Genomic DNA, 13,246 nt, shown 5'->3' on the forward strand with positions numbered 1-13,246 from the left:
ATTACTCCTCCTTGCTCTCAATATCCTTTTTAGGGTTCATCACATCATCATAATGGGTTTTCTTCTCAACCAGTTTGGCATTTTCGCTAATTTTTTCGGCAACCATCTCTTCCATCACCAGTGCTTCGATTTCAGCAAGACGCTCTTTGCTGCTTTGATACCAGTTGCGAAGCTCGTCTGGATCTTCATAAGCACTGGCAAATTTATCAATCATCGCCTCAACCCGAGCCTTATCAGCAACTAATTCATGCTTCTTCACATACTCGGAAAACAATAGGCCAAGATGAACACGGCGTGTGGCCTGCTCCTCAAACAATGCTCTGGGGAAATCAGGTATTTTTTCATTATCTGAATGCTCATGGCCAAAAATACGGTGATACATATCATGTTTCAGATGTTCGATTTCCTGATCAATGAGTGCTTTTGGCAAGTCAAATTTATTGATTGCCATTAATTGATCAAAGATTTTTTCCCGATTCATAGAGCTTACTCGTCGTTCGAGTTCACGTACCATATTGTCTTTAATATCTTTTCTTAAGGCTTCAATGCCGCCTTCCTTGATATTAAATTTTTCGGCAAAGGCATCATCCAGCGCAGGCAGCTTGCCTTCCAATACTTTGTGTATGGTAATTTTGAAGGTAGCTTCCTTACCCGCCAAATCCTTATGCCCATAGTCTTCAGGGAATGTGACTTTAATATCGAACGGCTTGTCTTTCTCACCACCGATTAGTCCTTCTTCAAAGCCTGGAATCATCCCGCCAGAGCCAATGACAATTTCATAACCTTGAGCACTTCCACCTTCAAACGGCTCATCGCCAAGGAAGCCTTCAAAATCAATAACCGCTTTGTCATCTTTGGCAACGGCTCTTGAAACCTCATGCCATTCTTTGTTTTGCTCGCGTAATTTTTCCAGCATGTCATCAACATCTTTATCCGTCACTTCAGAACGGATAATTTCAATTTGATCGCCACTTAATTCTGCAATGCTAATTTCTGGGAATACTTCAAAGGTCGCGGTATAAATAAAGTCTTTCCCAGACTCAACTTGTGTCGGTTCGACAAACGGGGAGCCTGCTGGATTCAGTTTATTGTTTTGCAAAGCTTCATATAAGGTGGATTGCACCATTTCTCTCGCAACATCTTCACGCACACTGTCAGAATATCGATTTTTCACAATATGCATAGGCACTTTGCCTGGTCGAAAACCATCAACCTTCGCTTTACGAGCAAGATCTTTGAGACGTAAGCTCACTTCTTCCTCTACTTTCTCGGTTGGCACCGAAACCGTTACTTTACGTTCCAAACCACTCAAGGTCTCAACAGAAACTTGCATCTAGTCACCTCTTGGAAATTATCATCAAATGGTGCGAAAGGAGAGACTCGAACTCTCACGGGTTGCCCCACTGGAACCTAAATCCAGCGCGTCTACCAGTTCCGCCACTTTCGCAAAAACAGGGTGGAATTATCAAACAGTAAGACTTTCTTGTAAAGACTCGAATGAATCTTAAGTTTAGATAATTTTTTTTAAAGGATATGGGGTGAACGATGGGACTCGAACCCACGACAACCGGGATCACAACCCGGGGCTCTACCAACTGAGCTACGCTCACCATTGCACTTGCTCACTAATCAGGAATTCTGCAAGGCTGGCACGCCCGGCAGGATTCGAACCTGCTACCCTCGGCTTAGAAGGCCGATGCTCTATCCAGATGAGCTACGGGCGCAAAATTTTGGTCGGGGTGGAGGGATTCGAACCCCCGACATCCTGCTCCCAAAGCAGGCGCGCTACCAGACTGCGCTACACCCCGTCAACCCGTCCAAGGACAGAGCGCAAATGATACTCGCAGCAATGCATGAGGTCAATAACCTAACCAATTAATTTTTTAATCTATCAGCAATGTACAACGATTAACATCCTTCATCCTGTATCTGCAGTCCACCACGGCAAATATGCCCAAGATACATCAGGCTATTATAGCAGATAAAAAAAGATTCGTTGCTGCTCAGTTATTTATTGGTTAGCATTAAATTTTATTTTTAACAAAACTTCTATGAAAGCGCTGCTTTTACCTTTATTCGACAATATTAAATACCTCCATAAAAACCATGAGAATGTCATTTTACCTGCTGCCCGCTTCCAGAAAGACTTCTACTATAGTTTAAATTTTCTCAAGAGTTATACGGGTAGCCTGGGAACTTTTAACAGCTATCGACGGGAAGCTGAGCGTTTATTGCAATGGTGCTGGCATATAAAAAAAACAACGCTCGCTGAATTAAAGAGGGGCGATATCGAGCAGTTTGTGCATTTTTGCCAGAACCCTCCCTCGACCTGGATTAGTGTAAAGAAAGTAAACCGCTTTGTTGAAAAAGACGGTAAGCGAGTACCTAATGAAGACTGGCGTCCTTTTGTCGCAAGCGTGAGCAAATCACAAAGGATGCAGGGGAAAACACCCGCTATCGAGCAATTTAATCTATCCCAGGGTGCGATCCAGGAAATTCTGGCCATTCTAAGTACTTTTTTTAATTTCCTGGTTGCTGAGGAATATCTGCTATCAAATCCAGTTGCCCTAATCCGGCAAAAAAGTAAATTCATCCGCAAGCGTCAGCAAAACGCCCCTGTCAGGCGTCTGAGTCTCAATCAGTGGCAAGCAGTGTTAGATGCAGCAGAAAAGCTTGCCCAGCAAGATCCAGAGAAACATGAGCGCACTCGCTTTATTTTATCGATGTTGTTTGGCATGTACCTAAGAATATCCGAACTTGCTGCAAGTGAACGTTGGGTGCCAACAATGAATGATTTTTCCAAGGATTCTAATGGCTACTGGTGGTTCACCACGGTCGGAAAAGGCAATAAGGAACGACAAGTAGCAGTCAGTGAAGCCATGCTTGCAAGCTTGGCACGGTGGCGACAGTTTCTGGGTTTTTCTCCTCTGCCCTCACCATCCGATAATTCACCGTTGATTCCCAGAATTCGAGGCAATGGTCCCATGAGTGACACTGCACCGATACGCCGCCTTGTACAGCTTTGCTTTGATCTGGCAGCAGAGGATCTACGTATGAAAAATCAGCTAGAAGAAGCTGATAATTTAGCTGCAGCGACCGTCCACTGGTTAAGGCACACCGGTATCTCGGAAGATGTTAAAATCCGGCCAAGGGAACATGTTCGGGATGATGCAGGCCACAGCTCCAGTACCACAACTGACCGTTACATTGATATTGAAATGAAAGCCCGTTATGAATCAGCCAGGAAAAAAAAGATAAGCCTGCCTACAGAAGAATCTTGACAGGTCGATTGAGGGCGGATAAAAGTATGGTTTCCTGGCGGTATAATTCAGAAAAACTGTACTTTTAATTACACCACCGACTGGCCGTAAATTAACTTGTTCAATTGGATCAGGTTATAATGGAGCCAGTTAAAAATAGGGGCTATCCAGGTTCTGTGAACTTATCGCTAGCTTGAGTCAAGAAGCCTTGATTGGCGAGCACCGAAGCGGAGCATACATAGGAGTATGTGAGCATCGGAGCGCAGAAAATCAAGGCTTTTTGGCCAAGATAGTAGATAAGTGCACAGAACCTAAGATTTTTATTATTTTACTTTAAATGCAGGGAGCATCATGAACAAATTAACCATCGCTATCTTATCCCTTTTACTCTGCGTAACCAGCCATGCCACTGAAGTAGCTGTCACTATTTACACTACCGACAAAGATAAACAGGAAATTGGAGAGGTTATTTTTAAAGATACTGAGTATGGGTTATTAGTACTGCCCGCACTCTCCTCATTACCACCCGGATTACGTGGCTTTCATCTCCATCAACACCCTGATTGCGGAGACAGTGGCAAGCATGCCGGTGGGCATTATGATCCAACCGAAACAAACAGCCATCAAGGCCCTTATGGGAAAGGCCATCTGGGGGATTTACCTGTCCTTTATGTCACTGAGGATGGCAATGCCAACACTGCTACTCTGGCACCACGTTTAAAAACCAGTGATTTGAAGGGGCTGGCAGTGATGGTTCACGCAGGCGGTGATAATTATAGCGACCATCCCCCTCTTGGCGGCGGCGGTGATCGCATTGCCTGTGGTGTAGTAAAATAAGCCTGTCTTCTCAAATTATCGCAGGAGAGATTCTCAATCTTGAAAAATACTTTCCTGCGCTCTTAGGTTCTGTGGACCAATTTTTTCGCAAAGCGAAAATGTGGCTAATTGTTGTTCACAGATCCCAGGTTAGCTACACCGTTGCATATTTTGTAGTGTGAACTCCTCACTGGCCTCAGCCTTACTTTCAATCATATAATGACGGATATGATGAATACGCCTTGCAAGCGAACCTTCAGGACTTTTCAGAGGGATCGCCTCTAACGCCTCCAGGATCTCTTTATAAGAGCTCAATTGACCATTCTCGATTTCCCTCACCAATTTGGCTACTTCCGCTACATGATTACGCCTTGGATGACCACAAACAAGCCGGACAAATAAACAATCATTTTTAGTATAATCGTTCAGCAATGCCGCAATCTTATATTCAGGTTTATCATCAGGCGCATAAAGGCGTTTGTAGGCAAGATGAGCATGAGACTGGGAATTCTTGATCCAGGCCACCAAGGCTACCCTGTTTTTGTTGGTTAATTCCTTAATAGCCGCTCTTACCGCCTGCGGACCAGGCCTGTTCTCCCGTAAATTACACAGTAATCTGATGCCCTCTCCATTTACATCCCGTACATACTGATCCAATGAGGCATCAATCACTTTCTGAGAAGGCTTGATTGCCAAGCGCAAAAGAAGTTGAGCGATGGTGACATGCTTATGAACCAAGGAGGCAATAAGTGCTTTATCAACACCATCCTGGCTGGGCTGCAGATCTTTATCTTCCTTAGAACAAAGATACTTTACTACTTGAAAATGCCCTGTTCTTGCCGCCGACTCTAATAAATTGTCTCTATAATGCCGGAAGGGACGCTCAAGTTTCACTGTCTTATTGTCAACTACATACTCTGCTTCACTCAGGAGTTTACAAATTTTCAACAGGTTATCATTCTGAGATAAAACTTGATTGGAATTAAGACGGTTAACCACAGTTTCTAAAGCCTGGCTCACAGCAAGTTGGCTAGGGGAGAGTTGCGTTAGACGCAATATGACGTCATAGTCAGCATTTTCTGCTGCTAGATTGAATGCACGACGCACCCCTTCTGGAGTACAAGCATCACGTTGTTGACTAAGCCAGTCTATGATGGTCAAACGACTATATCGGGTTGCCATTTGCAAAGCAATATCCGCTTTAATTTTCCATTGAGAATAAAAGCCCTGAAGCTTTTTTTGCGAAATACCTATCTTAAAGCCGAGTTCCAAAGCATAATTTTTATCTATAGCCGAAAGATCGTCAAAGAGCTTTTGTATTTTTTCACTCTTTGGTTTATCTTCTTTACAAAGGAAGGTAAGCGCAATCGCAAACGCCGGTGATACCTTTTCTTCACTATTTTTTAATTCCTTTTCGCACAGCTCAGCAAATTTTTTTAACTCTGGATTAGCTTCCAGCGGTACTTCTTTTACAGCTTGTTGAATCTCTTCTTTAGTAATATCCTTAAGCGTCCATTTACTCTCAACCTCATCACTTCTTAACCAGTTTAAAAATTCCTCAAGCTGCATACTTCCTCCTACTCCCAAGATATAAAAACACGCTTTTTTGACATTGGCTTAATCAGACAATCCAAGTCATTTAGGGCTTAAAGCCTGCAATTTTAGCTTTGGAAGGACAAAAAGTACACAATTAATTCAACATAATCAAGTTTAAAAATCGGGAGAATATTGGATAGGTCTGCGCACTTATCGCTAGCTTGAGTCAAAAAGCCTTGATTGGCGAGCACCGAAGCGGAGCATACATAGAAGTATGTGAGCATCGGAGCGAAGAAAATCAAGGCTTTTTGGCCAAGATAGTAGATAAGCGCACAGAACCTAATGCTGATCAGATGATCAGCAATTAATATTACAGGCTCAGACTAACATGGGCTGCATGAATCACAGCACTTATCCGGCCAATACGGGAGAGCGCTTGTGCAGATAGCCCATGCTCCTTTAACTGGCGGCTATGCGCACTAATGCAAGCCCCGCAGCCATTTAATATGGATATTGCCAATGACAACACCTCAAAAGTGACCCGATCAACACCTGGATTCATCATCCCCTGCATACGCAGACCTGCTGGAACATGAGCAAGCTCAGGCTGTTCACTAAGATGGACAAAACGGTAATAGATATTACTCATGGCCATTAAGCTGGCAGCAAGTTTTGCTGCTTCAATCACTGCTTCTTCCTTTGTCAGCGCTTGCAATCCATTGGTTAACTCCTGATTGCCCAGATGGTATGCTACTGCCAAAGCAGCACCGACAACCTGTTGCTCGGTTAAACCATCTGTTTGGGTCACATCAAGGACTTTGGTAAGATTTAAGCGAATATCTTTAGCAAACTCAGGTAATTGTTGTTTAATATTATCTAGCATGATTTTATCCTCTTAATTTTTATTCGACATGAATTGTTTCCTCTCCCTTTTTCCAATTGCATGGACAAAGTTCATCGGTTTGCAAGGCATCAAGCACACGAAGGACTTCCTGCGGATTACGGCCGACATTCAAATCAGTGACCATGACAAAACGGGTAATGCCCTGAGGGTCGACAATAAAGGTGGCGCGTTGCGCAACCCCTTCCTGCTCGTCCAGAATGCCTAAAGCCTGAGTCAGTTCGCGCTTGATATCAGCTAACATTGGAAAAGGCAGGTCATGTAAATCAGGATGTTGATTTCGCCATGCCAGGTGCACAAATTCACTATCAACGCTTGCACCTAAAACCTGAGTATCACGCTCGCTGAATTCTTCATTCAACTTACCAAATTCAGCAATTTCTGTGGGACAGACGAAGGTGAAGTCTTTCGGCCAGAAAAATACCACCAACCATTTGCCTTGATAGGTTTCATTGGAAATAACCTTAAAGGCATCCTGCATTTCTCTACTGACTGTAGCTTTTAAATGGAATTCAGGAAATTGCTTGCCGACAGTAATCATTATGTTCTCCTCGTTGTTTGCATTCAACTTAACTTTAGAGGAGAACAAATAATAAGTAAAATCAAATATTATTATCAATTCGATAGAAATTAACTATCAAATACAGGTAATTTACTTGCTGAGCGCTTGGCGAAAACTAATAAGGCACCAAGGCCAAAGAGGCTAAAGAAAATAGCCGGAACAGACAGAGGCAAGGTAGTTTCGACCGTTTTACTGATTAATAAATAACCTGCAGCTCCAGCAAAAAGAAAACGCAACGCGCCGCCTGCCGCTGCCGCCGCTCCCTTGGCTTCATCAAACGGAGCCATCGAACCGCCTGTCCCTGCCCCCATGCAAAAAGTCCCTCCTATACCAATTAACAGCATTGGATAAATGAAGTTATAGACGCTTAATCCCTGATGAAGATACCAGGCAAGCATCCATAAGCCGCCCGCTAAGGTAATAAAATAACCCCAAAGGCAGGTTTTAAAAATTCCCATTCTTTCAACGACAAGCCCACCAACAAAACTGCCAATAAGCAGTGAAATTCCCATGAAGCAGAAATAAAATCCATATTGGGTTTGTGGTATATGCAAAGCGCGGATAATTAAATAAGGCGATAAGGCACAAAACAGGTAAAGATAGCTGTGGCCAAAAGCAGAAGCCAGGGTATAAATAATGAACTCACGATTAGAGATAACATGGAGGTATTGCATAAACACCTTTCTTGTCAGAGGCGTCCTTTTCGATACAGGCAGGGTCTCATCAAGCCAGATACCCATTGTGTAAAAAGCCGGAAGAGCCACTAGCAGCAAAGCCCAAAAGGTCGATGGCCACCCTAGATAGAGATCGAGATAACTGCCGATAAAGGTAGCAAAAATAGGCGAGAAAGAAATCATGCCATTTAAAAAACTATAAGCCTTGGCACTTTTATCCCCTGCATAATGATCGCGAACCATTGCAAAGCCAAGCACCATCATCCCACAGGAACCCAGCGCTTGAATAATTCGATAAAATAACAATTGACTGGCATTCGTTGACAACCCACAACAAACTGAACCCACTGCAAAACAAAGAATCATTAACAAGGCTATTTTACGGCGGCCAAAATGATCGGAAACAGGGCCAATAATTAGCTGCATTAAACCGGCACTTAACATAAACAAATTTAAAGTCAGCAACATCTGGGTATCGCTGGCGTGAAATTCCCGAGTCAAATGAGGAATGGCGGGAACATAAATGTCCATCGCAAGCGGCAATGCCAATACCATCGGAGTTAACGCAAGAATCAATTTAGCAAACATACAGCAACCAGGATAATTTAAACCAATTCATTTTATCGTGAATCATAGGTTCTGTGCACTCTATAAAAAATACCAATGGAATATAAACAGCAAGTCCAAGCCTATGCGATAGAAGCGAACTACTTTTGCAGGAGCAACTTATTTTCACTTTAAATTAGCAAAGCGTAGCCTTGATGAAGCGCAGCGTAATCAAGGCTACTACTACTCGGTTAACTTTAGTCTGGGGGCAGCTCGCTCAACACTAAGTCTATTTTTTATACTAGATTGTGGTAAAATCCTCCCCTTTTAAAATACCTACTTAGGGGTGCTAAAATGAAGCCAATTGTTTTTTTCACTGATCCTGGCAAAGACGGTGACGATTTAATAGCGACAATTCACGTTATTTTACAGGCAAAAGCAGCAGGCATTTTAGCACATGATGCCCCTGTTAAATTAGTAACCACTGATGAGATACCTTGCGATGAGTATGGCAACCAGCACCCTGAGGGCAAGTATGGTTTGCGTGCATTATACTTATCAATGCATCTGAGCAAAATACAAAAGCAACTTGGCCTACCCCTTTCTTCCTTACCCGAGGTAATCCCTGGTCCGATAACCAGCTATTACCAATACGATGAAGAAAAGAAAAGATATTATCACCAGCCCTCCGGCAGTGAAGCGTTTTACCCTGTCGAGGAAATTAATGAATATTATACCAGGCAACCAGGCGATAAACGTTGCCTTTTGAGTGAGCAGAGCAACGATTGGATAAACAAAGTCAAAGCCTCGACTATTGAAGGGGCGTCTTTGATAAGCATTGCCGCCTTTCAGGGCGTTGCTGATTTTCTTGGCGCCTTATCAGAAGAAGAACGGCGAAAATTTACCGTCACGAGCATGGGTTATAATAAACCGTACACTGATGAAGATTATCAATCCAGGACAGCCAACCCCCATCGACTTCCCTACAATGCCCGCATTACTGATCCTGAAAAAGCTGCGACTGCGATAACTGCCTTGACCAAACAAAACAGCTTCCATGTGGTATCAGGGACGACCCGCGCTCTTCCCAAATATGACGGTAGTGGCAGCTGGTCAGCCAATTTTACGGAAATAATGGCCCGTTCCTATCCTCTCTATGCTCAAGCCTACTCCCCCTTGTTATTGTCAGGAATAGTTAACTTCATTAAACACTCAAAATACAAAGGATTCTGGCCCCATGATGCAGTTCCTGCCCTGATGATACTGCTTGAACAAGGAAACTGGTCAAAGCTTCGATTATCTGAGCTGAAAAAAGAAATGTTGTTTACAGCAGTCAAAAACGTTAATGCCTCAAACCTCCATTTACGCATGATTGAGAAAACGGGGGTATTGATTGACAGTTCAGTTCCAGGCGAAGAAAACGATTTGGCGGTTGGTAATGAAATGCAATCTTTTGTCTATGGGGAAGAGTTGGATGTTATTTTCTTTACCGCCTTACTGCAGGTACTGGCCATAGAAGCCTTGCCTGTCGCCCAAAAAGCAAATTCCCTGTTATTGCCTCATTATAAAAATATCCTAATTATAAAAGAAGAACTGTTTAAATTAAGGCAAAATCCTCAAGCCAATTCTGCCCGTATTGAGGGGCTTGAACGAGGAATCAAATCAACCTGGGCAATGCTTGGGCTGATGGAATTACAACAACAGCTTGCCTTAAAATCACAAGACAATCTTGAACCAGAAGCGCTATTCATCTTTGGTTCTGAGGCAGAGGGCTTCACCCTGGCTAACCTAACAGAAAATCAAGCCCAATCACTTAATGAACTGGTTACTCTGCTAATTGACTGGGCACAAAAGGGTAAAAACAAATACCTTCTGGATGAAAGTTTTCTTAAGCTGATAAGAGGAATGGCTGAGTTGATGCTGGCAACTGGAGTAGAATTAACTGTCTCAGAAAAAGTAAGGGACGTTTTTGAGGCACCAAAGCCTTCACTGATATTCAGCCAATTCTTTAATGATATGCGTAATGCACTCTTACCAACTCGCCGGGTTAAGAGTTTTCTGCAGCAGCAGTTTGGCATGGAATTTAAACGTACAGGAAACAGCCTGCTCTACGCCTCGATTGCTCTTCATGGTAATTTAGAAATACCCTTTCCTATCGGTATTTCAGGAATGTCAGAGCAATACCAGGATCGGCTTTGCTTAAGCAATCAACCACCTGAAAATCGTCAGGCTTTTCTTTGGCACCTTGCTATTCATGATGCAGGAAAAGGAGACCTGATTAAGAAGTCAGTCAGAAAGAATACCCAGGGGATGTATATAATCTATCTTGATGATAACTACCATCAGTTTAACCCTGAAAATAATGTGGTAACCTCGACAAGCAAAGAGGACTATGAGCAGGCAAACTCGGAAGTCGATCATGACACTGCTTTAGTGATTTATAGCGCAACTGGCTCCTCTCTTCATCACTGCACCCGTACTGAATATTTGCTCTGGGGAGAGCCTGCACCTGCAACCATTGATAAAAAGGCAATTAAGATCTGCGATGAGTTAATCCTGCTATGCAATGAGGTTAATATTGCCCAAATTATTCAGGGAGAGATTCCTTTCGCAGGTGTTAAAAAAGGACTGGATTTATTCTTTGAAGCTTATAAGCAGAATCCTCAAAAGGCAGGTTTGGTCTTTGTCCATCATTGCTATGACATCTTTGGTGCGGCGCCGCTGGATTCTATAGTTAGCATCACCGCTGGCAAAAGTCCCGAATTACATTTGAAAATCAACCTGCTTTATGAGACATTGCTTGAAGTCGCCAGGCAACCATTAGATGAAAACTCCAGCCGCATTGCCTATGATCGTTACCGCCAAAAACTGGCTCAGGCAACCCCGGAAATCCTTAACGCAACAGAAAAAGAAAACGAAGTTCTCGCAAAGACACGTCTGGCACAAATGCTCCGCTGTCATTTATTTAAAACCAAACAATCCGAAAACCAGCTTCTAATTGCAGAAGATGGCTATTACGAAGAAAGAACGCATGCTTTTGTGGAGATTATCAATACTTCCCTTCAATCGCTTGAAACGAATGAGCAAACAAACCTGATCCATCATCTTAATAGAAGCGGGGAAGAAAACGCTGCGGTGATGGTCATGTATGGTCCTAAATTACTCTTAACAGCAACCGCGGGCAGCGAATTCGCTTCTGTAGACCTTAATGATAAAGCCAAAATCACTGAATGCCTGGCTCCGATGCTTCGTTTATATAACAAGCTCTATGGGTTGCAGCTGCAGCAAGGGGCGAATTACAGCGTTATTGACGTTAACAACCTGGCTCTCATCATAGAAAAGCTTTTCAGCTGGTACCAGAAGGCTGAACAACAACAGAAACAAACGTTTGCTGATCTCTTGTTTATGCTGCAGGAAAAAGGGCTGGCAAAAGGTTTTCTTGAGAAGCTTGGGAATACAATTCCAGTACAACTGGCACAAATGAAGGCTGCTTTACCGGCTGAACTTCCATTTGCTGTCACAGAGGAGGGACAACTCATTAAAGCAGATGAAATTATTGAAGAGGAAATCAAACTGGCAGAATCCCAACCAACCTCTCCTGTGGAAACAATAATAGAAGACATAAAACCAAACGTAGTGGATGAGGAATCAAAGGTAATAGCTAACGTCCCATCAAAACAACGTGAAAAAGCCGTAATTCAAGAATCGCAAATCCAGTCATCACCAGAGTGTTCCCTTGTCGAAACAATAATTGAAGCCATTAACAAAGCGTCAACAAAAGCAGACAAGCAGCAAGCTTTAATCGCTCAAGTAAAGTTAAATCAGGAAAAGCTGTCTCTTGAGGATATGGTGGACCTTTATGCTCAAATAAAGTCTATCAAAGAGTTGAATGAGCACCAAAATCCATTGCGCGATCGTTTCTTCGGAATTCATAACACCAACTCCTGGAGTGAGACTCTAAGGCAATTTAGAGCAGTTGCTTTCAACATCCTTAAGAGAGAGGTACAGGGACAGAGTGGCAACGAGAGAATAAGGACATTGGATGAGGCTAAAAAATTGCTGTTGATCTATGAGCATACTAATAACTCTTTTTTTGCTGGCGCCTGGGGTAAAACAACGACAATCAGATTAATTAATAAATTGATTAAGGAGGAGAAAAAATGCAACCCTCAGCTAACTCCCTGAAATTGGATAGTCATCTGCAAACACCTTACCAGGAATTCCTGGTAGGGTTTTTTTGCTCGACTCGCCGGAATTTCTTCAATATTGTCCACAGACCCTGGAGTTGGTAGCGATCCCGACTTGTAAAAATTGGTTGATTTTTGATAAAGATGCTGGTCAAATTGTCTCTTCCTTCTTTGATTTGGAGCCAACTATGTCGAGAAAAGAAAAGATATGCCGCATTGTAAAACAACTTACCAATAAATCCTGGCTAAAAAGCTGTTGTCGTTAATGAAACTGCCTGTCCTTGATGAACTGCTTGCTTATCAAAATGAACAAGTAGTTCGTTATTTTTGCCATCATCATCCCGATATTTCTTATCAGGAAGGCCAACAGCTGTTTAACGATCTGTTAGCCTGGATGTGGCTGAATGCCTGCCGTCAAAAGAGCCATCGCCTGACCTATTTATTTGGTCCATTGCTGCGCCTGGATGAGGTCTGGCACTGTTTTATCCTCCATACCCCTGATTATGTCGATTTTTGTCAGCATTATTTTGCCGATTATTTCCACCATCATGTTGAGACTATCGGTTCTGAACATGAGCTTAGTCCTGATGAACTGGCTGATTTTCTCGAGGATTGTTTTGAATACCTTGGTGATGCCTGGGTGGAGCGCCATTTTCCAGCACTTGACTAACTGTTTAAAGTACTGTTTACTCTGTTATCGACAACCCTGTTTAGATAACGTATTATCTTAACTTGCACACTTCAGATGACCTCCAGGCATCCGA

Annotated in this window: 9 protein-coding genes and 4 tRNA genes; 4 read left to right on the forward strand and 9 right to left on the reverse strand. The window is 43.0% G+C overall.

Going from position 1 to position 13,246, the window contains the following annotated elements:
• Position 1 precedes the first annotated feature (1 nt).
• The 5 genes from tig to E1O65_RS01275 all read right to left on the reverse strand — a co-directional run bounded on the left by tig (position 2) and on the right by E1O65_RS01275 (position 1,808).
• Complete coding sequence (tig, locus tag E1O65_RS01255) at positions 2 to 1,333, reverse strand: trigger factor (protein ID WP_133131785.1); 1,332 nt, start codon at positions 1,331 to 1,333, stop codon at positions 2 to 4.
• A gap of 29 nt (positions 1,334 to 1,362) precedes the next feature.
• Positions 1,363 to 1,447, reverse strand: a tRNA-Leu gene (locus E1O65_RS01260).
• 87 nt (positions 1,448 to 1,534) lie between these two features.
• Positions 1,535 to 1,610: transfer RNA gene (locus E1O65_RS01265), tRNA-His, on the reverse strand.
• Between the two features lie 37 nt (positions 1,611 to 1,647).
• Positions 1,648 to 1,724: transfer RNA gene (locus E1O65_RS01270), tRNA-Arg, on the reverse strand.
• A gap of 7 nt (positions 1,725 to 1,731) precedes the next feature.
• A tRNA-Pro gene (locus E1O65_RS01275) sits at positions 1,732 to 1,808 on the reverse strand.
• Between the two features lie 243 nt (positions 1,809 to 2,051).
• Between E1O65_RS01275 and E1O65_RS01280 the strand changes: the two genes are divergently transcribed.
• Positions 2,052 to 3,281, forward strand: a complete 1,230-nt coding sequence (locus tag E1O65_RS01280; protein WP_133131786.1) for a tyrosine-type recombinase/integrase — start codon at positions 2,052 to 2,054, stop codon at positions 3,279 to 3,281.
• 330 nt (positions 3,282 to 3,611) lie between these two features.
• Entirely contained in the window at positions 3,612 to 4,097 is a 486-nt protein-coding gene (locus tag E1O65_RS01285; protein ID WP_133131787.1) for a superoxide dismutase family protein, read from the forward strand.
• A gap of 129 nt (positions 4,098 to 4,226) precedes the next feature.
• On the opposite strand, the gene E1O65_RS01290 is transcribed toward E1O65_RS01285, so the two are convergent.
• From E1O65_RS01290 to E1O65_RS01305, 4 genes are all read right to left on the reverse strand, one after another.
• Positions 4,227 to 5,645 carry a DUF5617 domain-containing protein gene (locus E1O65_RS01290; protein ID WP_133131788.1) on the reverse strand — a complete coding sequence of 473 codons (1,419 nt, stop codon included), beginning with the start codon at positions 5,643 to 5,645 and terminating at the stop codon, positions 4,227 to 4,229.
• Positions 5,646 to 5,982: 337 nt separating this feature from the next.
• Entirely contained in the window at positions 5,983 to 6,495 is a 513-nt protein-coding gene (locus E1O65_RS01295) for a carboxymuconolactone decarboxylase family protein (RefSeq protein WP_133131789.1), read from the reverse strand.
• A 19-nt stretch (positions 6,496 to 6,514) separates the two neighbouring features.
• Positions 6,515 to 7,054, reverse strand: coding sequence for a peroxiredoxin (locus E1O65_RS01300; protein ID WP_133131790.1), 540 nt, complete (start codon positions 7,052 to 7,054; stop codon positions 6,515 to 6,517).
• An 89-nt stretch (positions 7,055 to 7,143) separates the two neighbouring features.
• Positions 7,144 to 8,337, reverse strand: a complete 1,194-nt coding sequence (locus E1O65_RS01305; RefSeq protein WP_133131791.1) for a multidrug effflux MFS transporter — start codon at positions 8,335 to 8,337, stop codon at positions 7,144 to 7,146.
• A gap of 312 nt (positions 8,338 to 8,649) precedes the next feature.
• On the opposite strand from E1O65_RS01305, the gene E1O65_RS01310 reads away from it, so the two are divergent.
• Both E1O65_RS01310 and E1O65_RS01315 read left to right on the forward strand, forming a co-directional pair.
• A complete protein-coding gene (locus tag E1O65_RS01310; protein ID WP_133131792.1) occupies positions 8,650 to 12,480 on the forward strand; it encodes a hypothetical protein in 3,831 nt (1,276 codons plus the stop codon).
• A 267-nt stretch (positions 12,481 to 12,747) separates the two neighbouring features.
• The gene (locus E1O65_RS01315; protein ID WP_133131793.1) at positions 12,748 to 13,152 is read left to right on the forward strand and encodes a hypothetical protein; all 405 of its coding nucleotides are present in this window, start codon (positions 12,748 to 12,750) and stop codon (positions 13,150 to 13,152) included.
• Positions 13,153 to 13,246 lie beyond the last annotated feature (94 nt).

The organism is Legionella sp. W10-070 (assembly GCF_900640175.1).
Classification (GTDB): Bacteria; Pseudomonadota; Gammaproteobacteria; order Legionellales; family Legionellaceae; genus Tatlockia.